Source organism: Mycetohabitans sp. B8, from assembly GCF_021991875.1.
Taxonomy (GTDB): domain Bacteria; phylum Pseudomonadota; class Gammaproteobacteria; order Burkholderiales; family Burkholderiaceae; genus Mycetohabitans.
The window spans coordinates 1-24,066 of sequence record NZ_JAHLKR010000001.1 but is presented as its reverse complement, the minus strand read 5'-3'; the positions used below and the strand labels follow the sequence as shown (position 1 = coordinate 24,066).

The 24,066-nt window shown below is 58.8% G+C and carries 11 protein-coding genes; 6 read left to right on the top strand and 5 right to left on the bottom strand.

The genetic code is table 11. The features are described 5' to 3' along the window. The first annotated feature begins 393 nt into the window (after nt 1-393). The 3 genes from KQH60_RS00055 (at nt 394) to KQH60_RS00045 (ending at nt 2,928) form a co-directional block, all read left to right on the top strand. Nucleotides 394-579, top strand: a complete 186-nt coding sequence (locus tag KQH60_RS00055; protein WP_237574496.1) for a hypothetical protein — start codon at nt 394-396, stop codon at nt 577-579. Between the two features lie 541 nt (nt 580-1,120). Beyond that, nucleotides 1,121-2,389 carry an ATP-binding protein gene (locus KQH60_RS00050; protein ID WP_237574495.1) on the top strand — a complete coding sequence of 423 codons (1,269 nt, stop codon included), beginning with the start codon at nt 1,121-1,123 and terminating at the stop codon, nt 2,387-2,389. Beyond that, nucleotides 2,386-2,928, top strand: a complete 543-nt coding sequence (locus KQH60_RS00045) for a response regulator transcription factor (RefSeq protein WP_013436568.1) — start codon at nt 2,386-2,388, stop codon at nt 2,926-2,928. Before KQH60_RS00050 ends, KQH60_RS00045 begins: the two co-directional genes overlap by 4 nt. Nucleotides 2,929-2,955: 27 nt before the next feature. Here the strand turns inward: KQH60_RS00045 and hslU are convergent, their stop codons facing one another. The 5 genes from hslU to KQH60_RS00020 form a co-directional block, all read right to left on the bottom strand. Then, entirely contained in the window at nt 2,956-4,293 is a 1,338-nt protein-coding gene (hslU, locus tag KQH60_RS00040) for an ATP-dependent protease ATPase subunit HslU (RefSeq protein ID WP_237574494.1), read from the bottom strand. Nucleotides 4,294-4,392: 99 nt separating this feature from the next. After that, a complete protein-coding gene (hslV, locus tag KQH60_RS00035; protein ID WP_237574493.1) occupies nt 4,393-4,929 on the bottom strand; it encodes an ATP-dependent protease subunit HslV in 537 nt (178 codons plus the stop codon). Between the two features lie 247 nt (nt 4,930-5,176). Continuing rightward, complete coding sequence (gene dksA / locus KQH60_RS00030) at nt 5,177-5,596, bottom strand: RNA polymerase-binding protein DksA (protein ID WP_237574679.1); 420 nt, start codon at nt 5,594-5,596, stop codon at nt 5,177-5,179. A gap of 424 nt (nt 5,597-6,020) precedes the next feature. Beyond that, nucleotides 6,021-7,067: a GTP-binding protein gene (locus KQH60_RS00025; RefSeq protein WP_237574678.1), complete on the bottom strand. Its 1,047-nt coding sequence runs from the start codon at nt 7,065-7,067 to the stop codon at nt 6,021-6,023. Between the two features lie 307 nt (nt 7,068-7,374). After that, on the bottom strand, nt 7,375-11,508 hold the full coding sequence (locus KQH60_RS00020; RefSeq protein ID WP_237574492.1) for an amino acid adenylation domain-containing protein: 4,134 nt from the start codon (nt 11,506-11,508) through the stop codon (nt 7,375-7,377). Nucleotides 11,509-12,871: 1,363 nt separating this feature from the next. Between KQH60_RS00020 and fabD the strand changes: the two genes are divergently transcribed. The 3 genes from fabD to KQH60_RS00005 form a co-directional block, all read left to right on the top strand. After that, nucleotides 12,872-14,767: an ACP S-malonyltransferase gene (fabD, locus tag KQH60_RS00015; RefSeq protein ID WP_237574491.1), complete on the top strand. Its 1,896-nt coding sequence runs from the start codon at nt 12,872-12,874 to the stop codon at nt 14,765-14,767. After that, nucleotides 14,757-20,336 (top strand): amino acid adenylation domain-containing protein, encoded by a 5,580-nt coding sequence (locus KQH60_RS00010; protein WP_237574490.1) that lies wholly within the window; start codon nt 14,757-14,759, stop codon nt 20,334-20,336. The genes fabD and KQH60_RS00010 overlap by 11 nt, the downstream gene beginning before the upstream one ends. Further along, nucleotides 20,333-24,066: beta-ketoacyl synthase N-terminal-like domain-containing protein (locus KQH60_RS00005; RefSeq protein ID WP_237574489.1), on the top strand; the 3,734-nt coding region annotated here is incomplete at its 3' end. The genes KQH60_RS00010 and KQH60_RS00005, both read left to right, overlap by 4 nt.

Below are 24,066 nucleotides of genomic sequence, written 5' to 3'. Positions count from 1 at the left end.
CTGAGCAGGCAAACAACCGCGAATTGTACAGGACTGAGGTGTCGGCACGATGCCGCCCGGCAGGCTTTTTTGACTAGACTGTATCGGGCTAGGTGCGGCTACCCACTCGTCGTTGACGCTGTGCTCGGCGACCCAGGCGTGTGCGTCCCTCATGGAAAGCTTGGGTTTGACTTCGCGAGCGCTGCGCCGTGTCGGCGCTGCCAGTTTCAGAGCCCGTCCTCCCTTTGCCGGGGAGCGGCGCCGGGCGTCGCGTTCCCTTCGCACGACACAGGGCCACACGAATGGCACCGTGGACGACTGCGCGGGCCCGTCTTCAAGTGGCCGAAAGTGGCGTATCCTTCAGTGCCGTCTCGAGCGTGCAGGGCGCGGGCCGCGACTGCAGCGCGTCGGCGATTGCCTCCATCAACCGGGCGGCATGGGAACGAGCTGCACCCGCTTGCTTTTGCCGTGCCGCAACGCGGCCGGCGCGAAGTGTCGCTGCATGGCGCCGACAACAGCGACGCGATGGCCGTCGTTCTGGACGTGTGCGACGCGCTGTTTGACATCACCGGACATTGCCGCGAGATGCCTCGAGACTGAGGCCATCCGAGCGCGTTGCTCAAGCAAAAGCCGTTTTCTAGAGAGCTTTCAAGCGTGCGTCGCCCCGCTGCTTGATAAGCTTGCCCGGTTTTTCATGATGCGGGAATGGTTGGGGCTTGAACCCGACGCGATTTTCGGGAATGGCGCATGAGCCCGGCCCATGCGTGGGCCATGCTGTATTGCGCCTGCATGCGCTTGTGCGTATGCCTGCAACGCAATGGGTTCGACGGCGTGGCCCCCGAAGGCCTGGTTCCCGGGACAAAATGAGTTTTCCTCAAATGTCATGAAGCGCATCGGTTGGCGCGGGCGCAAATGGACGGGGAACTATCGCGGCTGGAGACGTTGCGGCATGCGGATGTGCCCGAGTTGCGGCATGTGGATGCGCCCGAGCATGTACGGCGCTTGTACGCGGATCGGCGCACAGGCGAGGTTGATTCGACAGACGATGCGGCGCACAGGCGCTTGCGTCATAGTGTCGCGAGCATGATCGAGCTTGAGGTGACTGCGGGGTTGTGCCACGTCAAACCGGTAAACTTGTCGCATGACACTGTATGCAAATCCCGGCCGGGTCAATCTCGGCCATATGTTCTGGCTCCGTTGCCTGGCCATCATTGGCCAACTGGTGACGATTGCCGTCGTGCAGATCGCCTATGGCGTGCATTTGCCGCTCACCGCGATGCTGATCGTTATCGCGTTGGAAGTGGTCTTCAACATTCTGACGTGGATCCGCGTGGCCCAAGCCAGGCCGGAAACGCACATCGAGCTGATGGGGCAGCTGTGGGTTGACCTTGGTGCGCTGTCCGCGCTGCTGTTCCTATCCGGTGGCACGACCAACCCGTTCGTGTCGCTGTACTTGCCCTCGCTGGCGATTGCGGCGGCGGTATTGCCGTGGCGTCTGGCCGCCTGGCTCGCGGCGTTTGCGGTCGCCTGCTATTGGCTGCTCGGCTTCGACTCGGTGCCGTTGAACATGGACAATCCGGCCAACCTGTTCGATTACTACCGGGCCGGCATGTGGGTGAACTTCATGGTCAGCGTCGGACTGATCTCGTGGTTTGTCTCGCGCATGTCGTCCGCGTTACGCAAGGGGGATGCGGCGTTGGGCGAGGCGCAGGAGCGGCTGTTGCGCGACGAGCGGGTGGTGGCGTTGGGCGCGCAGGCCGCCAGCGTCGCGCATGAGATCGGCACGCCCCTGTCAACTATCGCGATGGTGGCCGAGGAGTTGCGTGACCTGTCCCACACCGACCAGGCGCTTGCGCCCTACCAAGCCGATTTCGACCTGCTCGAGCAACAGCTGGCGTTGTGCCGCTCGGCGCTCGCCCGGCTGCGTACGCGGGCGGCGTTGCCCACCGGCCAGCAACCGGTGGCCAGTTGGCTCGACGCATTCATCGAGCAATGGCGGTTGCGTCACCCGCATGTAAATTTCTCGCGGATCGGCACGGCGCCCGCCGACGTGTTGGTCGCCGATACCGTGGCGGTCGGGCAGATTCTGACCATCTTGCTGGACAATGCGGCTCGAGCCAGCCGCGAATCAGTGACGTTGGAGGTGGCGCGCGACGGCGGCATGCTGGTCTTTGACATTCGCGACCGCGGTCCCGGCATTGCGCCTGAACGGCGCGCCAAACTTGGGCAGGCACCGGTCGAAAGCACGCAAGGGGGCCACGGTGTGGGCTTATATCTCGCGTTTACGACAGCGGCGCGGCTGGGCGGCTCGATCGAGCTGACCGAGTTGCCGCAGCCGGCCACCACGGGCACCCGCGCAATACTGCGCCTGCCCGCGATCCGAGCGCATTCAAGTGGAGAAGCACAATGAGCGAAATGAACTTTCTGGTGATCGACGATGACGAGGTATTCGCTGGCATCCTCGCGCGCGGTCTGACCCGGCGCGGCTATACCGTTCACCAAGCGCACGACCGCGACAGCGCGCTGAAGCTTGCCGATGCGCTGCCGTTCGGCCAGATCACGGTCGATCTGAACCTGGGCAATGATTCGGGGCTGCATTTGATCGCGCCACTGCGCAAGCTGCAGCCCGAGGCGCGGATTCTCGTGCTGACCGGCTATGCGAGCATTGCGACGGCGGTGCAGGCCGTCAAGGATGGCGCGGACAATTATCTAGCCAAGCCCGCCAACGTGGAGACGATTCTGGCGGCGTTGCGCGTGGACGCCAGTGAGTCGCAAGCAGAGGAGGCGCTCGAGAATCCGATACCGCTGTCGGTGGCGCGGCTCGAATGGGAGCACATCCAGCGCGTGCTGTCCGACAACGGTGGCAATATTTCGGCGACCGCGCGTGCACTGAACATGCACCGCCGCACGCTGCAACGCAAGCTGGCGAAACGGCCAGTGAAGCAATGAGCGATGCACGCACGGCGGTGAGCCGCGTTATAGCACGTAGCGTGACAGGTCTTCGTCCTGCGACACATCGTTCAGCGCGCGGTCCACGTACGCGGCGTCAATCTTGACCGATTGGCCCGAATGGTTGCCGGCCGAGAACGAAATGTCTTCGAGCAGCTTTTCGATCACCGTGTACAGCCGCCGCGCGCCGATGTTCTCAGTCTTTTCGTTAACCGAAAAGGCGATTTCTGCCAGGCGCTTGATGCCGTCGTCGGCAAACTCCAGGTGCACGTCTTCGGTCGCGAGCAGGGCCTGGTATTGCTTGACCAGGCTCGCATCGGTGCGTACCAGGATCGATTCGAAGTCACCGACCGACAGCGAATCGAGTTCGACGCGGATCGGAAACCGTCCTTGCAGTTCGGGAATGAGATCGCTCGGTTTGGCCAGGTGAAACGCCCCGCTGGCAATGAACAGGATGTGGTCGGTCTTCACCATGCCGTACTTGGTGTTGATCGTCGTGCCTTCCACGAGCGGCAGCAGGTCGCGCTGCACGCCCTGGCGTGACACCTCGCCGCCGCCCGCTTCCTGACGCGACGCAATCTTGTCGATCTCGTCGAGGAAGACGATGCCGTTCTGTTCGGCGTTCTGTACCGCGCGGGTCTTGATATCTTCTTCGTTGACCATCTTGGCGGCTTCCTCATCGGTCAATAGCTTCAAGGCTTCCTTGATCTTGACCTTGCGGTGCTGCTTCTTGCCGCCGCCGAGATTGGCGAACATCGAACGGATTTGCTCCGTCATTTCCTCCATGCCGGGCGGGCCCATAATGTCCATACTGGCCTGTGGCGCCTCGATGTCGAGTTCGATTTCCTTGTCGTCGAGCTGGCCTTCGCGCAGCCGCTTGCGCAATGTCTGGCGCGTCGCGTTCTCGCGCTCGCTTTCCTCGCTGGTCGGGCTGAAGCCAACGGGGCGTGCCTGCGGCAGCAGGATGTCCAGGATGCGGTCCTCCGCCAGGTCCTGCGCCTTCGTGCGGACCTGACGCATTGCCGATTCGCGTGTTTGCTTGACCGAGATATCGATCAGGTCGCGCACGATGCTATCGACATCGCGTCCGACGTAGCCGACTTCCGTGAACTTTGTGGCCTCGATCTTGATGAACGGCGCGTCGGCGAGCTTAGCCAGGCGTCGCGCGATTTCGGTCTTGCCCACGCCAGTCGGTCCGATCATCAAAATGTTCTTCGGGGTGATTTCCTGGCGCAACGGGTCCGGCACCTGCTGACGGCGCCAGCGGTTGCGCAGCGCGACCGCGACGGCGCGCTTGGCGCGGCCCTGGCCGATGATGTGCTTGTCCAGTTCGGAGACGATTTCAGCGGGGGTCATGGTAGTCATGTTCGGCATCCTTCAGGTGGCGCCGGGCCTGAATCGGCCCGCAAGCCTCGATGCGCAGGCATAATGGGCCGCGCATGGTCGCCCGGCACCCGGCTTCATTTATTCGATGGTTTCGATGACGCGGCTGTGATTCGTATAGATACACATGTCGCCGGCAATCGCGAGCGACTTTTCGACGATGTCGCGCGCGCTCAGCTCAGTGTTCTGCGCGAGTGCGCGGGCCGCAGCCTGCGCGTATGCGCCGCCCGAGCCGATGGCGCAAATGCCACCTTCCGGATCCAGCACGTCGCCGTTGCCGGTAATCACCAGCGTCGTTTCCGTGTCCGCGGCGATCAGCATCGCTTCCAGGCGGCGCAGCATGCGGTCGGTGCGCCAGTCCTTGGCCAGTTCGACAGCGGCGCGGGTCAGGTTGCCCTGGTGCTTTTCCAACTTGCCTTCGAAGCGGTCCAGCAGCGAGAATGCGTCCGCGGTGCCGCCGGCGAAACCCACCAATACCTTGCCACCGTAAATGCGCCGCACTTTCTTGGCGCCGCCCTTCATGACGATGTTGCCCAGCGTCACCTGACCGTCGCCGCCTAATGCAACGCTGTTGCCTCGCCGTACCGAGACGATGGTTGTGCCGTGATATTGCTCCATGTGAATTCCTTTAAAGCGGGGTCGCGTGCCAGCGGCGCAGGACAGGACTGAAGTCGCGCGTTCCGACCTATTTTAGGGCGGTTGGCCCAATATCAAGGCGTGCGCACGCGGCGCGGTATCGATATTGACGCAACGCGCGCGCAATGCTCGTGCAATAAGCGCACGCCATAAAAAAGGCACGCCTATCGCGTGCCTTCCGACGGGAGTCGGCCGGACCGTACCGCGCGCCATGCAGGCGCACCACGCTTTAGTCGCCGAACAGCTTCTGGCGCAGTTCGCGGCGCTCCTGCGCCTCGAGCGACAGCGTCGCAGTCGGCCGCGCGAGCAGGCGCGGAATGCCGATCGGTTCGCCCGTTTCCTCGCACCAGCCATAGTCACCGGTTTCGATCCGCGCGAGCGATTGCTGCACCTTCTTCAACAGCTTGCGTTCGCGGTCGCGGGTGCGAAGCTCAAGCGCGTGCTCTTCTTCGATCGTCGCGCGATCGGCCGGATCGGGCACAATCACGGTTTCCCGAAGATTTTCCGTTGTCTGCCCGGCATTGCGCAGGATTTCCTCCTGCAACTGTTCGAGCCTGTGCTTGAAGAAAGCGAGCTGATCCTCGTTCATGTAATCCTTGTCGCTCATCTTCAGGATTTCGGCTTCGGTCAAAAGTCGTGTCGTCGTCATCTGGCTTGCTGTCTTCATTGTGAGGCGATGCATCAAGCATTGCCCACTTACCATTGCCCGCAATTGCGGCGGCCGAGTGCCTTGCGGCGGCCACGCTGGATTCGTCGTGGCAGGTGCGGCGGCCGTTGCGGGGCCGAACTCCTTCTGGCGCCGCGTCGTTATCATTCTCCAGTGGGCACGTATTGTAACTGAACCACAATCGGTGCCAATAGCGGCGGAAAACCCTGTCCGAAACGGTATTTCGCGGTCCGACAGCGGACTTCCGGCGTCGTTGCGAATGTCTCAATATACGCCAAAAGAAATGAAATCTCGACCAAGCCGCCCCTTATTTACCAATGCGAGATACCGCCGCTACACCGAGGTAGAGAGGTCGGCGCGCGATCTCGTGCGCTGCCGCGACCCAGTGACCTGGCGCACGACGTTGTTACGCCACGCACGCGTCCAGGCCGTCGGTAATCAGATCTTGAGGCAGGTCCACGCCAATGAACACCATCTTACTGGTCTTCTTCTCAGCCGGTAGCCAGCGCGCGGCCAAGTCGCTGCCCATCATCTGATGTACGCCCTGGAATACCACCTTGCGCTCGATTCCCTTCATGAACAGCACGCCTTTGTAGCGGAGTAAGCGCTCACCGTAGATTTGCAGGATCCCGCCGAGGAAATCCTCCAATTTTTGGGGATCGAACGCCCGGTCGCTGCGGTACACAAACGATTGAATCTTGTCGTCGTGATGCGCATGGTGGTGACCGTGCGTACAATGGCCATGATCATGGTCACAATGCTCGTGCTCGTGCTCGTGGTGGTGCACGTGATCGTGCCCGTCCTCGGCGAGAAAATCCGGGTCAATTTCAAGCTTCGCGTTCAGGTTGAATCCGCGCAGGTCAAAAATCTCCTTGATATCGGCGTTGCCGAAATTGACCACCTGAATTGGCGCCTTTGGGTTCATATGCAGCAGTCGATGGCGCAGATCGGCGAGCGTCGCCTCGTCCACCAGATCGGCCTTTGTGATGAACAAGCGATCGGCGAAGCCCACTTGACGTTGCACGACCTCGTGTTCGTCAAGCTGCTGGTTAGCGTGCTTCGCGTCGACCAGCGTGATCACTGCGTCGAGCAGGAATTCGTCGGCGATCGACTCATCGATAAAGAACGTCTGCGCGACCGGCCCCGGATTGGCCAAGCCCGTGGTCTCGATCACTACCCGGTCGAACTTGAGCTTACCTTCGCGCTTTTGCTCGGACAGGTCCGACAACGCACGGGATAGGTCGCCGCGGATCGTGCAGCAGATGCAGCCATTGCTCATTTGCACGATTTGTTCCGCCGACTCCTGCACGAGGATGTCGTTGTCGATGTTCTCTTCGCCGAATTCGTTTTCGATCACGGCGATTTTCATACCATGCGGCTCGTTTAGGATACGCTTGAGCAGCGTGGTCTTACCGCTGCCGAGAAAGCCGGTCAGGATGGTGACGGGAATCATATTCATCGTCGATCGTCTGTCTTTACTTACGTGAAGTTTCGTGGAATTTTTGAGTAGGTCCGCGTGAGCGCAACGCGAAATGTTCTATTGAAGCACAAATGCGATGGCAGCGTTGTGATCGGTGTCGCTCACCGATGATGTGGCGGCTGGGTGGCCCACGAAGGAGTGCTTGCCCGGGGATGGCTTGCCAATTTCATCCAGTACAGATCGCGCGGCTCGATGCGGCACCCTTACCTGCATGAATTCCATAAAGTATGAATAAAATGACCTGTGAGGACATGCATATCCGATGGGGCAGTCCGTATTTTTATGAATGTTTGACGAATAATTCATCGCAGCCCTCTCTGCTTCGCTGAGCGTCGAACAATGCCTGATTTAAGCAATTTCCCAACTGAGCGCGATGATGAGCATCATTCATTATAGTGGCATGGTTGCCAGGAATTTGAATGGTTTTGATCCCATTGGGGGACGTAATCGCTTGCCATCCTCGGTCCGAAGGCAATGACACACGCTCCTCAGTGGAGCCAGGACGCCGCATTGATGTAGGAAGTGGCAATGTTTCGGTTGAATAAAGTTGGTGCACGGTAATAGGTAAGGGTCGGGGTTCATAGGCGATCAACTGTCGTGTGATATGGGCATGAAATTCCCACCTTTCAGCCTCAGTGCAGGCAGACAAGCCTCGAGGAAAGAGTCCCAATCGTTGGACTTCTTCTATCAGTTGAACTAGCTCCATGTGGTCAGCATCGCGACGCAATCTTCCAATCAGTGTGGGAGATTCGACTTTAAATGCATATTCGACATAATCGAGAAAGAGCGACTTTGTCTGAGTTGGCCATGCTCGAAGGCAGTACGGCGCCAGTGTGTCGATGAGTCCGACAAAGGCTACCTCGTCGCCGTTGGCCAATAAAACCTCTGCGATGGTATAGGCGAGTATGCCTCCCCCCGAATATCCAATAAGGCGGTACGGTCCCGTCGGTTGGACAGCTTTTAAGAAAGAAATCAGATAAGAAGCCAAATCTTTTGCCGTGGCCGGGGGGGACTCTCCCACCGAAGGCCAAGGTAAGCCATAGATAGGCCAACTGGCATCAAGATGTGGAGCCAGTGCGAAGGCATAGGAATAGTCGCCCAAACCCGTGGGTACGAAGAAAATGGGCAACCCGGTTCCGCCGGCGCGGACGTTAATGACACGTGAAAGCGGCCCGACATCAGAGGTGGGCGTGATATGCGAAGCCAAGTTCCCCAGTACTGGAAACTGAAAAATATCCTTAAGCGCAACGTAATAGCCATAATCAGCCATGCGGTTAACCAGCAACACCGCTAGCAGGGAGTGCCCACCCAAAGCGAAGAATGCATCATGCCGACTGACCTGCTCAACACCGAGCAACTCGCTCCATAGGGACGCGAGCAGTGTTTCGATTTCGCCCTGCGGCGCCGCGTAGCATGAGGTATGGGCCCATGCATCGCCGCTCGGCGCCGGGAGGGCTTTGCGGTCGAGCTTGCCGTTGGGCGTGAGAGGCAGTGCGTCGAGCCGAACGAAGGCGGCGGGGATCATGTACTCGGGTAGCCGGGTCTCGAGATGAGCCCGCAGTGCATTCGCGGGCGAAGCATCGACAGGTGCGCCCTCGCGCAGCGTGACATAGGCGACAAGACGTGTCTGGCTCTGCTGTCCATCACGCGCGAGCACGATCGCATCGCGCACCTCGGGATGCGTCGCAAGCTGGACTTCGATCTCATCGAGTTCGACGCGAAAACCGCGGATTTTGACCTGGTGGTCGTTGCGGCCCAGGAACTCAAGCGTGCCGTCAGTCAGGTAGCGGACCATGTCACCCGTCTTGTACATCCGTGCATCGGGTACATGGGTGAACGGATCAGGCAGGAAGCGTTCGAGGGTCAGATCGGGGCGGTTCAGATAACCGCGCGCGACCCCAGCTCCACCAATATACAATTCACCGACCGCGCCTGGCGGCACGGGTTGCATCCACGCGTCCAGAATATAGATCCGTGTGTTGGCGATCGCGCGGCCGATCGAGCGCCATCGGCCATCATGGCGGGTGACCTCGTGCGTCGTGGCGCTAATCGTGGTTTCGGTCGGACCATAAGTATTTAACAAGCGCGGCCGATGGCCATCGCCGGCAAACCACGCGCTCCATGCTGATGCACTCAACGTGTCCCCACCCACGATGACCACGCGCACACTGTCCGGGATGGGTGCTTTTTCCTGGATCAATTGCGCCCAGAACTGGGTAGGTAAGTTCACCACGCTGATGCGGTTGGCCTCGCAAAGGGTCCAAAATTGCCGGGCTCCTGCCAACCAGGTGTCGCTACGCAGTACCAATGTCGCGCCGCTAGTCAAAGTGGAGAAAATCTCTTCGACCGACGTATCAAAAGATAGCGAGGCAAATTGCAGCGCTCGGTCCTTCGCGCTGAGTCTAAGCGCCCGGGCCATTGCTGTAACTTGGTTCACCACACCGCTGTGCTGGATCATCACGCCTTTCGGTCGGCCCGTAGAGCCCGACGTATAGATCACATAGGCCAAGTGATGCGCATTGAGCCCTACTTCTTGAGCGTCGAGATTGTTTGCACTCCGGTCCCTCCATTGCACAGCATGAGCCTGCAGATCCAGTACTGGTACACCAGCTCCCAGGCGTTGTGCCACGGCGGTATGCAGTGCTTGTATGCTGAGTACGGCCACTGGCGTGCTGTCCGTCACCATGTCAGCAAGACGTTCGGGTGGGTAAGTGGGATCTAGCGGCACATAAGCGCCACCCGCTTTGAGCGTGGCGAGCATGCCAATCACCATCTCCGGGCTGCGCTGCACATACAGCGCCACGCAACTGCCGGGACGTACGCCCAAGGCCCTCAAATGGTGTGCGAGCCGGTTGGCTCGCGCGTTCAGCTCCTTATAACTGAGCGTCTGATTCTCGACTATCAGCGCAGTGGCGTCCGGTGTGCGCTCCACCTGCGCTTCGAACAGCTGGTGCACGCACAGATGCGACGGATACTCACACTCAGTCGCGTTCCACTCAACCAGTAACCGCCGTCGTTCCGCGGCATCAAGCAGGTCAATGCTCTTAATCGGCCGCGACGGATCGGCAGCGAGCGTTTCCAGCAGCTTAACAAACCGGCGTTGGTGGGCAATCAGTTCATCTGCCGTATAGCATGCAGAATTGGCGTTGCAGTCAACCCGTAGCCGAGGGTTGTCCGGCAATAGATAGACTCCGAGCATGAGATCTTCGATTGGACCATTGAGTAGATTATGGTTCGTCGATGTGTGTCCCCCGAAAGACAAGTTGTAGTCAAACGGCATGATATTGACCGTGGTACTGAACAGTGGCTGACTGGATATCCGTGCAAGCTTGCGCCGCAACGCTTCACTCGGATAGCGCTGATACCGAAGCCCGCGTTGAATGCCTTGTGCTATTTGCTGCATCAACGACGATAGGTTCATGTCCGGTTGCACGTTCAACCGAAGTGGCACAACATTCGCGACCATGCCCGGGGTATGGCGGTCAGCGCCGAAGCGGGCTGTGACCGGCAGACCCAATACCACGTCCTGCGTACCCGTCATTCGATGAAGATAGGCGGCCATAGCAGCTGTGACAAGCTGTGCCAGCCGGCTAGCATCAGCTGCGTAATCGCCTATCGACTGAGATGAAAGATAGCTTGTCTGACGAATCCGGTGCTGCAAAGAGGAAGCGGCCCGACTTGCCAGTGTTGTGGGTTCGGGCCAGTCCGTACAGTACTGGAGCCAGTATGCTTCGTCGCGCGTCCATTGATTGCCAGTGCGGTACTGAGCGTCGCTCTCTAGCAACTGGCGTACTGATCCAAAAGGACACGGCTCCGGTTCGACTTTGTCGCACATCGCGCTGTATACATGGGCGACGCGTTGAGCGATGAGATGCATACCCACTCCGTCCATCACGATATGGTGATAGAACTGGTACCACAACACTCGGTCCGAGGCGATTTTCAACACCGCATAATGGAAAAGCGGACCGCATAAAATATCCACGGGCCGCTCATAATGGGCTTGCATCCATGCTTCAGCGGCTGCTTTGGGATCCGCTTCTGCACTGAAGTCAACCAGTGGCAACGACCATGGTGGTGAGTCGACATACTGACGCAGACCGCCATCGCTTTCGATGAAGCGCAAACGCAGGATTTCCGCTTCATTGATCACTTGCCGCAGCGCAGTTTCAAACAGAGAGGGTTCAATGGCGCCGTGAATGGTCGTGTACTGGGCGATGTGATAGACAGGGGCGTTTGTATGGATTTGCTGGGCGAGCCAGATCTCTGTTTGCGCAGTAGTTAACGGACAGGTAAGCGGGGTAACGTCAGCAGACATCAATATCTCCAAAATCCAGGTAGGAAAAACTGGACTGACTTCGAGTTTGTCAGTGAGATAACTACTCGGCCCATGTTGGCAGAGCGGCGCGCGCAATAGGTCATGGACGCTCTCCAGAAAACTGTTGGGTTGAGCGCCAAGCTTAAGTTAAGGCACCTATCCCGCTCACGCTTTGCTATTTCATCGTTTTGCCTCCGCCATACAGTGCACGCGGTTACGAGGCTCGACTGTTGTGCGTACAGATTGAGTTGGCTAAAGCAAAAGTACTATAAAGTATCTATCGAGAGAGTCCAAGCTTCTTGCCATTATTTGCACCGCTAAGTTGCGAAGTTGGCGAGCCTATAGATCCATCTGTGTGGCACGTCAAGCCCCGACTTCTGGGCGCCATGTTTGGTAGAAATGGATCAGGCGAAATTTCGAAAAAAACCTCAAACGGATGGTTTTTAAATCGTTTGTTGCGCAAACGTGCTAGGTCAGTGTATGCCAAATCGGACATGGCTAAATTCATGGGACCCGCGGTTGATGAAACTCAGCCAATACAAAGCTTGATTTTTTTGAGTAGGTGCTCTATACCTATAGGCCTGCAGTGAAATCTACGCGCGTACTAGCAGTTGAGTGCCGTAGTTCGGTCCTAGAGGGCTGGTGGTAAGAGGTGACTCGTCAGGGGCGCAGGCGCATCATAGTGTTTAGCTTCTGTTTCATGAAAGCGTTGTCTGGAGTGAGCAAACATGACGAAGTACGGGTTTTACGCCGGTTGTACTAGCATTAGAAGTGAGAACCTGGTCTTAGCGCAGTACAGCGTTACCCTCGCAAGGCTGAGTGCATACGATGTCCTCGATGTGGGTTATCGGCACGGCTTCATCCGCGGTGTGGGGCGGCTGATGCCCAAAGCGCCGATTCGCGGGTTGATAACTTTTCTTTTCCAAGCGGGCCAAAGCAGGCGATCGTTGGTTGATCGTGTTCAGCGCTGTGCATATCGCATGGGTGCGTGGCCCGCAATCATGGCAATAAAGTTGCGCGAATGCGTGCCGCAAAGACTCGGCGTTGCATCAGCTGCCTGATCGGCATGCATCAACTGGGCGATCCAGTGAGCCACGTAAAGATGCTATGTCGCGATACGCTCAAAGCAGCGGATATTGCTTGCATAAAAATTGACCTTCTTCATTGAAAATAAAAAAGGTGTAGATAATATTTTTTTGGTGTATTGGGATTTTTAAAAATCTTGTTTTAGATGAATTTCGCTAGCTGCTAGCCTGGGCGGGGCAGCTATTAACAGCTATGTATGAGAAGCTGTAGTGGGGTTGAAAATTTATTTGAAATTGGTTGGCAGTACTATATAGTTGGGCGGACAATAAGCGTGAGAGGGTAAGGTCAAGCTAGTCTATATGGCCTATTTGCCGAGATAGTGCGGCTGCGGTTTCCGGCTAAGCATGCAACTGTTTTAAAGGGATGATACAGGATGTACATTGCTTACGTTTTCCCCGGCCAGGGCGCCCAGTTCAAAGGGATGGGCACCGAATTATTGGACGCGTTTCCAACGTATGTTAGAGAAGCAGACAGGATACTTGGTTATTCAATCAAGTCGCTTTGCCTAGAAGATCCGCGTGGGGTGCTGAGCCAGACCGAATACACCCAGCCCGCGTTGTATACGATTGGCGCTTTGACGTATCTCGAACGCAAGCAAAACGGTGGCGCCGAGTCTGCCGCTTATCTTGCTGGCCATTCGCTCGGCGAGTATTGCGCGCTCTTTGCCGCCGGCGCATTCGACTTTTCGACCGGGCTCACGCTCGTCAAGCGCCGTGGCGAGCTGATGAGCCAGGCGCCGAAAGGGGCGATGGCAGCAATCATCGGCCTGAGCGTCGAAGCGATCCGCGATATTTTGCGACAGGCTGATTTGGAAGCGGTCGATCTCGCGAACATTAATTCCGGCAATCAGATCATTCTGTCCGGTCTCTACGATGACATTCATTCAAGCCGGATGGCGTCAATGTTCGAGAAAGCGGGCGCGACATTCGTCCCGCTGAATGTGAGCGCAGCTTTCCATTCCCGCTATATGCGCAACGTCGAGCGGCAATTTTCCGACTACCTTGCGGCCTTCACGCTGCGACCGTTGTGTGCTGATGTCATCTCGAATGTGACGGCCCGGCCTTATCCGCGGGAAGGTTACGCTGACTTGTTAAGCAAGCAAATTTCGAGCCCGGTGAAATGGTATGAAACCGTGTCGTGGTTGCTCGCGCACGGCTGCGAGCGCATCGAGCAGCTCGGTCCGGGCACGGTACTGACGAAGCTCACAACGTCAATTAAAGCGGCGCCGATGAGGATTGACGCCCATTCCATGCCTGTTTCGTCGCCCCCCAAAAAACGCGGCGCGAACCGTGCGCTGTTCATGTACGGCGGGCAAGGTACCCAGTATTTTCAGATGGGGCGACAGCTCTACGATAAACATTCGGTGTTTCGGCAGCACTTCGACGCGTGCAGCGCGTTAGTCGAGCCAGAGTTGGGGCAATCACTTGTTCAGATTGTCTACGATGATGCGCGCCAGGTTTATGACCCGTTCGATTCAATCCTCCACACACACCCGGCGCTCTTTAGCGTGGGTTATGCGTTGACGGCTGTGCTGCGGGAAGAAGGTATCGAGCCGCAGGCGGCGCTCGGATATAGTCTCGGCGAATACGTTGGATTGACCGTGGCAGGCTATTTGTCTTGGCAGGACGGTCTGCGTCTTACGATGCGGCAAGCTCGGTTGATTATGAACATGTGCCCGAAAGGCGGCATGCTCAGTGTGCTTACACCGCTTGCGCACTTTGACACTCATCCCGAGATTTACGATGGCGTGGAGCTCGCTGGCGTAAATTTTGACGAAAACTTCTGTGTGTCGGGCCCGCGGGCCGTACTGGATCGAACCAAGGCGAAGCTGACTGAAGCAGGCGTGCTGTCAATTGATTTGCCGGTCCAATATCCGTTCCATTCAAGCTACATCGGATCGATGCGCGATGAAATAAAGGCGCTTGCTGTTGACATTGTGCCGCGTTCACCGCGCATTCCGTACTATTCGCCGACCTATGGGCGAATGATTGACGAGCGTGATCTCACCGACCTAGGTGAGTATGTCTGGAATATCGTGCGCAAGCGGGTGGATTTTTACCGGCTCATTCGGACGCTCACCCTCGATACGCCATCGCGCGTTTTTCTTGACCTGAGTGCGTCCGGATCGCTGGCTAATTTCATCAAGTACATATCGCGCGGCTCGACGCGGCACCATCACGTAATCAACCAGTTCGGCAAGGACCTGGATAACCTGGCTGCCTTGCGTCAAGCGTTTGCAGACCTTCAAGAAACTGAATATGTTGGCTGACCATGTTTCATCGGCATGGAACCGCACGGCGCGCGATATCGACGTCGATGTCGGATTCCATCATATTTTCGAAACAGTGGCGAGCGCACGGCCGGACGCGCTGGCAATCAGCGATGGCGAGCGTGCGCTCAGTTACGCCGAGCTAAACGAACGTAGCGCGCGCCTCGCCACCTACCTTGGTCTACGGGGGATCGGGCCTGGCGAGAAGGTAGCGATCTTCATGGACCGCTCGATCGATCTCGTGGTCGCCATGCTTGCAATCGCCAAGGCGGGCGCGGTCTATATACCGGTGGATCCTGGGTTTCCAGAGCAGCGGTTGCGCGGCATGCTCGAGGACAGCGCGACGACGCTCGTTCTTACGCACTCCGCACTGCAGTCTAGAGCGGGCACGCTCGTCGATCACCGATGCGAGTGCGTGCCACTGGACGCGCACTGGCCGCAAATTTCGATGTGCGACGCCCAGCCGTTTGCCCCCCCGCTTTGCGATGAGCAATTGGCTTATGTCATTTACACGTCCGGTAGCACTGGGCAGCCTAAGGGTGTCATGATCGGGCATCGCGCATTGACGAATTTTTTGCTGTCGATGGCCGAAGTGCCCGGCATGACGCATGACGACGTATTGTTCGCGGTAACGACGCATTGCTTTGACATTTCCGGGTTGGAATTACTGCTGCCGCTCGTCACGGGCGGTCAGTGTTGGCTTTGCCCGACCGACGTGGCCTCAGATGCACATCGGCTGATTGCGGCGATCGAGCACGTCAAGCCGACGATCATGCAGGCGACGCCAACCACTTGGATGATGCTGTTCAATGCGGGATGGACGAACGCTGAGCAAATCCGGATCCTTTGCGGTGGAGAGCCGTTGCCCGAGACGCTGAAGGGCTTCTTTGAGCGAACGAGCCGCGACGTTTGGAACATGTATGGGCCAACCGAGACGACGATCTGGTCGACCGTCGGGAAGCTCGATGCGGGACAGCCCGTGACGATCGGCCGGCCGATCGCTAATACACGGGTCTATATTGTGCGCGACGATGGCAGCTTGAGCGATGTGGGTGAGGCGGGTGAATTATGCATCGCGGGGCTAGGACTCGCTCAAGGCTACCTGAATCAGCTCGAGCTGACAGCTGAGAAATTTGTTGACAATCCATTCGAGCCCAGCGGCAAGTTGTACCGTACGGGCGACCTCGCGCGTTGGCAGGCCGATGGCACAATCGTTCATCTCGGGCGCATCGACAATCAAGTCAAAATTCGCGGCTATCGAATCGAGACAAGCGAGATCGAAGCGCATTTGGATGCCCACCCCAATATACGACGCTCTGTTGTGGTAGCAAGGGAACATCTCGGCGTGCAGCAACTCATCGCGTATTGCGTTGCCGAGGATACGGTTCAGCAAGGGCGCTTACCCGCTGACGCGCTGCGTGATTATCTGACTGCGCGCCTACCCGGCTATATGGTGCCTGCGTTCATCGTCCAAATCGACGAAGTCCCACTTACGCCGAACGGCAAGACCGACCGTAAGGCGTTGGCGCAGCGCCCTGTTTCCGCTGCTGGCACCCGCATATCCGCTCTCGGCAACGATGAGGTGATGCATTTCATCATTGACGAATGGAGCCGGCTGCTCGGTGTGGTTGATATTGATACGGATAGTCGTTTTCAGGACATCGGGGGCGATTCGGTTGCGGCAAATCTCTTCGTCACCCATCTCAACAAGACGTTCGGCTGCGCGTTGACGTTATCGGCGCTGAAGGATCACCCGACGCCGGCGGATATCGCGCGGCTCGTACTGGCGCCACGTGCGCGGCAGGCGAGCGAACTGGGGGGCGAGCGTAAGCATGCGTTCGCACAGTCGCGTCAACGGGCTCACGACGATTTGCGTAACGAACGGCGACAGCAAGTGTCACGCGCGCAAAGTGAGCCCACCCATGCGCCCGAAGCGCCGGCGCGTCGCGCCGGGCGGCACGACGTTGCGATTGTCGGTATGGCTGGCAAATTCCCGCTCGCAGACACCCCCGATGATTTTTGGACCCATATCGCTGCGGGTCGCAATTGCGTGTCGGCTATCGATGAGGCGCATGCAAAATGGTGGGACGACACCGGCGCGGCGCGCCCACGCGGATTATGGGCGGGGCTGATATCGGGAATTTTCGAGTTCGATCCGGCATTTTTCCGGATCGCGCCGAGAGAAGCCGAGTTGATGGACCCACAACAGCGCCTGATGCTGATGTGCGCATGGCACGCGCTGGAAGATGCAGGTATTGCGCCTGAAGTATTTCGTGAGCGGCGCACGGGTGTCTTCGTTGCCGCGTCGCAGAATGACTATGCAATCCACGCAGCAAGGATTGCCAAGAATAAGAGCTATCTCGTCACCGGGCATATGGCCTCGATGATTCCGCATCGAATCTCGCATGCGCTCGACTTGTTTGGCCCGAGCGAATGCATCGAGACGACGTGCTCGTCGTCGCTCGTCGCGCTACACCGCGCAGTTAGAGCGATCCGCGATGATGAATGCGAGCAGGCGATTGTGGGCGGCATCAACTTGCTCATTTCATCGGATTATTTCGACAGTTACGGGGCGATGGGCCTGCTCAGTGCCGACCAGCGAACAGCGACATTCCAACCCGATGCAAGCGGTTACGTTCGCGCCGAAGGGTTCGGTGCCGTGATACTCAAGCCACTCGAGCAAGCGATCGACGATCACGACACGATCCATGCGGTCATTAAGGGAACGAGTGTTAATCACGGGGGCGCAGCGGCGTCGCTGACAGCGCCCAGCGTCAAGGGCATGGCGGCGGCGATATGCGACGCGATTGCCGATAGCGGTGTCGCAACCGATACGATTCGCTATATCGAGGCGCATGGTACGGGTTCAGTTGCGGGTGATGATGCCGAGATCGACGCGCTGTGGTGCGCCCTCGAGCGGATGACGGGCACCGGCGCGGCGCGCCGTGCCTACGCGCTCGGCGGCCTGAAGCCTTGCATCGGACATGCTGAAATTGCGTCGGGCATGGCTGCGTTGTTCAAGGTCGTGCTGGCGATGCGTCACGGCGTTATTCCAGGCATACCCGGCATTCGTGACGAGGACGTGGACTCGCGCTGGCCCGACAGTGCATTTTGTTTCAGCGCGGACAATCGTGCGTGGGAGCGTGCGCGAGACGCGGGCGGAGCGCCGCTGCCTAGACGCGCTGGAATTAATGGCTACGGGTTTGGCGTCAATGCACACTTGATCGTCGAAGAATATTGTCCGGCGGAGCAACGCGCGCGTGAGCAAGGGCAGGCGGCGGGTGCCGCGGGCGCGAAGCAAGTGGCTGTGCTGTCGGCGTGCGCGCCGCAGCAGCTTGCGATCGTCGTGCGTGAATTGCGTGCTTTCTTGCGTGCGCATCCGGATTGCGATCTTGGACGCGTGATCCACACGCTCCAGGTTGGGAGGCAAGCGTTGCAGGTCCGGCTCGCCCTCGTCGTTTCAACGGTAGACGAGCTGGCCGAGCGGCTCGAACAAGTCGAGCCAATTATGCTGCGCGGTGGCGCGAACACGGCTGACAAGCTCGCCAGCATTCGTGGCGTGTTTTATTCGACGGTACATCGCGGTGCGTCGGGCAGTGCCGATGCGGCACCGCCGGTTGACGTCAATTCGGATCCGGCTGTGCTCGCGCGCGCTTGGACAGCGGGCGCGCGCGTGCAATGGAGGGCCTTGGGCGATGGTCCAGCGCGTTTATCGCTGCCGCACTATCCGTTTCGGCTAGGTGAGTATCGAGCCGGCTTGGGCGAGCATGGGGCCAAGCGGCAGGCAGTCGATGCGTCCTCGACGCGTGTCGTAGGCACGCCGCATACCAAGCGCATTTGCGTCGTCGGTGCCGGACCTGGCGGTCTGGTGATGGCAAAGTCGTTGCTGGAAGAGGGCCATCGGCCTGTCGTCTACGAGGCGCAGGCGCTTCTCGGCGGCGTGTGGAACTTGGAGCGGAACAAGACGGTCGGCGTCTATTCGACGACTCGCTTTCAAAATTCGAAGGACACGAGTTTTTTCTCGGACTTTTATCCGCAGCATATCGCAGACATTTTTCCGAACGTGCGTGACGTGCGCGCCTATCTTGAAGCGTACGCGGACCACTTTGATTTGAAGCGCCATATCCATTGCGGTGTTACCGTGATCTCGGTGCGGGAGACCAGTGGGCGCTGGCAAGTTGAGACTGTGTCGGATAGTGGTGAACGCCGAACCGAGGTGTTTGATGGCGTCGCGCTTTGCCATGGCCGTTATCAAATTCCGCGCCGCCTTGCGCTCAAAGGGCTCGATACCTTTGACGGACTCGTACTTCACGCGGGCGAGTATTACGACAACACCCCGTTTGTCGGCAAGCGTGTGCTGGTCATCGGCAACGGCGTGAGCGGCATGGACATTGCGACCGAAGCGAGCAAGGTTGCGGATGCCGTGTACTGGAGCATCCGCTCGCGCAAGTTCATTCTGCCGCGAATGGTCGGCTTCTTGCCCAATGACTTCGTTTCACCCGCTAGCCTGCTGTTGCCATGGCGTATGCGCACGCAACGGCAATTGGATCGACTCGAGCTGGCGGTGCCCACGTTTAACAATGCATTCGAGCGCAGCGGATTGCGTCCGAGTATTGAAGAGTTTGGTCGGCATCCGTTCATTCATATTAATGACGAGGTCGTCGATCTTGTTGCCGCAGGCCGCATTAAGACGATGTTGGGCCAAATCGATAGGTTTGCCGGCAATGCATGCTTTCATCGCGGCAGTGGTGAAGTGATTGAGGACATTGACGTTGTGGTCGAGTGCAGCGGCTATCGGACGGATGCGTTGTGGCACTACCTTGACGATATCGAACCGCAACGCGATTTTGCGATGGGTCTTTTCCATCGGCGCAACCCCATGCTCGTCAACCAGTATGGGCTGCAGGAGATTGGGGTCATCGGCACGTTCCCGTACCTCGAAATGGTGGCGCGCTGGTACGCGCAAATCGTATCGGGTAAGTACACGCTCAGCGAGGCGGAATTGGCGCTTGGGGCCGACACGCGCCAAATCATCATGGGACCGCTTGCGAGCGTCGTGATCGGCATGAAGCTCGGACTTGTGCCCAATCCGCATGTCGAGTTCAAGCAATTCTGGTCGCTGCTCAACAGGCCGTGCTTTCCGGCGCAATACCGACTAACGGGCATACACGCCGCATCGGAGGCGGCAGACATCGTCGACGCGTGTGCAAAGCGCGCGTTTGTTCACGGCGAAGCGCAGGATTCAGAGATCAGACAGCTGAAATTTCGGTTGTTGGCGGGGCTGGGTCTCGACTCGTTGCGGCATTTGTTGAGTACCGGAGAAATTTCTCAGCACGAGTACGAAAACGCGTGTATGCATTTCGACAATCCGCTCGTCATCGACTGGGAATGCCAATTTCTTACGCCGCTTTGCGATGACGAATCTGGCGGCGGGTCAGCGCGCGCGCCGGATAAGCCATCCAGCACGCTAGAGGACGAATATCGCGCGCTCATCCAAAAGCTTAAGCTTCAAACGATGGATGGAGACGACCTATTGATGGAACTCAAAAAGCTGTCGAGGGCATCGTGACGACCGAACTGGACTCATTTATTCAACAGGTGCGAGGTGAAAAGCTATCCGAAGCGGATGCGCTCGACGTCATTCGCGATTTACATCACGCGATGCGCGCGAGTGATGCCCCGGGTGGCGTGAGCGATACGTCTTCGACAGACATACTGGGCGAGTTGGCTGGATTCTTATGCGAGACGATCGGCTGCGTCGCCGACGAAGTTGATCCGCATCGTGCCCTTGCTGATTATGGCTTTAATTCAATTTCGTTGACCGATTTCTCGAAGCGGATTGCTACCCGCTACGCGGTCACACTGGGGCCCGCGGCTTTTCTTGAACATCCGTCGCTTGCGGCGTTGGCGGACCATGTCGTCGCAAAGCTTTCGTCCGGGTCTCAGCGTTCGGCCGAGCTTGCCGCAGCGCGTGCGCGTCGTCATCCGCGCGGCGAGCAAGCGAGCGCAAGCCCGCGCGAGACGGCGCCACGACATGGCGCGGATCACGCGCGCGAACCGCGCTGGCACGCGTGCGTCGCCGAGCAGAATCCGAAGCAGCGTCCTATCGCCAATCGTGTCGATGACATTGCCATTATTGGCATGGGCGCGTGCTTGCCCAAATCGGACAGCTTACAGGATTTTTGGCGGCGGCTCGTTGCGGATGAATCGTTCATCTCCGAAGTGCCCACTGAGCGATGGGATTGGCGCGCGCACTTCGACGATCCAGCGCTTGCCAATAAGACCGATTGTCGACACGGGGCGTTTATCAACGATGTGCGCGGCTTCGACGCGTTGCATTTCAACATCGCGCCGAACGAAGCGGCGTTGATCGATCCACAGCATCGGCTTGCGTTGCAGGTCGTGTGGGAAACGCTGGAATCCGCCGGCTATGCGCGCGAGTCGCTGCGACAGTGCAAGGTCGGCGTATTCTTCGGCATTGAGCGCAGAGATTACGCGGACTTGATCCGTGCATGCGGAATCGATATCGACGGGCATTTGAATACCGGTAACGCACCCGGCATGCTTGTCAACCGGATAGCCCATTTCTTCGATTGGCGTGGCCCCGTGTCGGCAGTGGATGCGGCGTGCGCGAGCTCGTTCGTTGCGCTCAACGAGGCGGTTATTGCGCTGCGTTACGGGTGTGCCGATGCGGCGGTCGTTGGCGGCGTCAACTTGTTGCTGACGCCCGACGTCAATATTTACAATCGCAAATTGGGCTTGTTCACGGGCGCGGGCAAGGTCAGGCCATTCGACAAACACGCGGATGGGCACGTGTTCAGTGATGGCGTGGGTGCGGTGTTTCTCAAGCGTTTAGACGATGCCGAGCGCGACAATGACACGATCCTCGGTGTCATCAAAGGCCTATCGGTGCGCCATGGCGGCAAAAGTCTGTATCTGACGGCGCCCAACGCCGAAATCCACCGCGTGACGATCGCGGAGGCCCTTGAACAAGCGCGCCTCACGCCGGAGGATATCGACTACATCGAAGCGCAGGGCACGGCCAATCCGATGGCGGACGACGTCGAGTTGCGCGTGCTCCATGAGGTTTTTTGCGATCGCAAAGCGGGCAAGCCAAAGCTCGGTACCCTCAAGGGGCAATTGGGCCATTGCTCTGGCGCTTCTGGTGTGATCTCGCTTCTCAAAGCGATGCTGTCGTTGCATACCGACACGCTCGTTAAGATCGCAAATCTGCGTGAGCTTAATTGGGCCGACGACGAAGGCGAGTTTGCATGCGAGCCGGTGACTGAAACGGCCACCTGGCCGAGCACAACGCGCGACGGCAAACGGTTGCCACGTCACGTGGGCATTCATAACTTCGGTTTCGGTGGCGTGACAGGGCATCTTGTACTCGCCGAATACGTTGATCAGCGACAGGCCGAGCGGGGCGCCCGCCGATTTGACGAGCAGGCCATTGTGTTGTCAGCGCGTACCGCACCGCAACTCGAGCAACTCGCGCGACGATTGCTCGATTTTCTGACGGCCGAACAATGCAGTGATGCGCCAACGCACACACTTGACGACATCGCCTACACGCTGCAGACGGGGCGCGATCACTGGAACGAGTATCGCATGGTCGTATTTGCTGATTCGTTGGCCACACTCGTCGTTAACTTGTCGCGCTGCCTCGACGGAAACGATGATGAGCGCGCGTTTGTGCAGCGAGACGTGCAGGCGGGCCGGGACGTGCGTCAACTGTTCTCGAGCCCCGACATGCAATCGACTGTGCACCACTGGCTCGACAAGCGTAATATGCGCGGCCTTGGCCGCATCTGGGCGTCCGGCGTAGCGGTCGATTGGGCAAGCCTCTATGCGGGAGGACGCTTGCCCAAAAAGGTCACGCTGCCTACCTACCCTTTCACGCGGCAGTCGTTGTGGATTCCTTCGCAGGCAAACTCAAGCCGAACTGTGGCCTCTGCGCCGCGCTCGATGCTCGATCGCAACGTGTCGACGTTTGCATCGCAGCAGTATGTATCGACTTTCGACGGCAGCGAAGACTGGTTCCGCTTATCCCCCGACAGTACTGCACGCGCGTTCATCGAGCTTGCGCATCTCGACATGATCGACGAAGCAGTACGGCAGGCGGCCGACGTAGCCGCCAGCGAATCCGTCTACTTGCACGTGCGCGATATCGTGCATCCGCAGCCACTCGCCGTGACGGACAAGCCGGTGCAAGTGCGCACGATCGTTGCGCCCGCAGGCGACGGCGGTATCGGCTATCGGCTTGTATCGGACGGTGGCGACGGTGAGCGCGTCTACGCGACGGGCAATGCGGAACTCCTCATGCTCGAACATACGCCCGTTCTCGATGTGAACACGCTCGCGAGCGTCGATGGTGTGCTCGAGTGCGCGGACGTACTGGTCGCATCGGCAGTGAGTTGCGACGATGGCACGAGGCGTGACGTTATAGCCGTGGCCGTGATGGTCGCGTCCTGGGTGGCGAGTGCAAAAGGGTGTGTGCCGCTGCCCGCGGTGATCCGCTCGATCGGTGACGCAAACTTTTACGGGCGTGCCCGTTCAGACAGCCGGATCTGGGCGCGACTGGCCCCGCGTGCGGACGACAAAAGCGGTGTTGGCTGTGTCGACGTGGATGTGTTCGACTCAAGCGGACGGGTATTCATACAACTGCGTGAGGTGATCTGCGCGTGGTCGTCTGAGTTATCCGGTGCGCGCTCCGAGGCGCACGCGTTGCCCGCGCAATCGAACGGGATGATTCCGACGCTAAACGGCACGGGCGCGATGACGACGCGTTTGCTCGCGTGCTCGGAGGCGTTCGTTGAATTCGCGGCGACGGCGGCGGGTGATGTGATGGACATGGGCTGCGCGTACGGCGTGGCCACTCTTGCGGCGCTCGAGCGCGGTGCGCGGGTGTGGGCGGTCGATATCGACGAGCGGCATTTGTCGATTTTGTCCGAGCAAGTGGGGCCCGCGCTGAAGGCGCGCCTGGTCACGCACTGCGGTGCGCTGCCAAGTATGGATATCGCCGAAGGGCAGTTTGCCGCGATTCACGCGGCCCGCGTGTTGCACTTTTTGGACCCGGATGCGTTTCGTGAGTCGTTGTGCAAGATGGCGCGCTGGCTTGCGCCCGGCGGCAAGCTCTTCGTGACGTGCGACAGCCCGTACTTTCCGCACTGGTCCGCGCGGGTTGCCGAGTATGAGCAGCTTGCCGCCGGCGGACACGCGTGGCCGGGCTATATCGCGGACCTCGCTGCGTATTTCCGACAACGCGTCGGGGCGGGCGCGGGCGGGGCAATGGACAC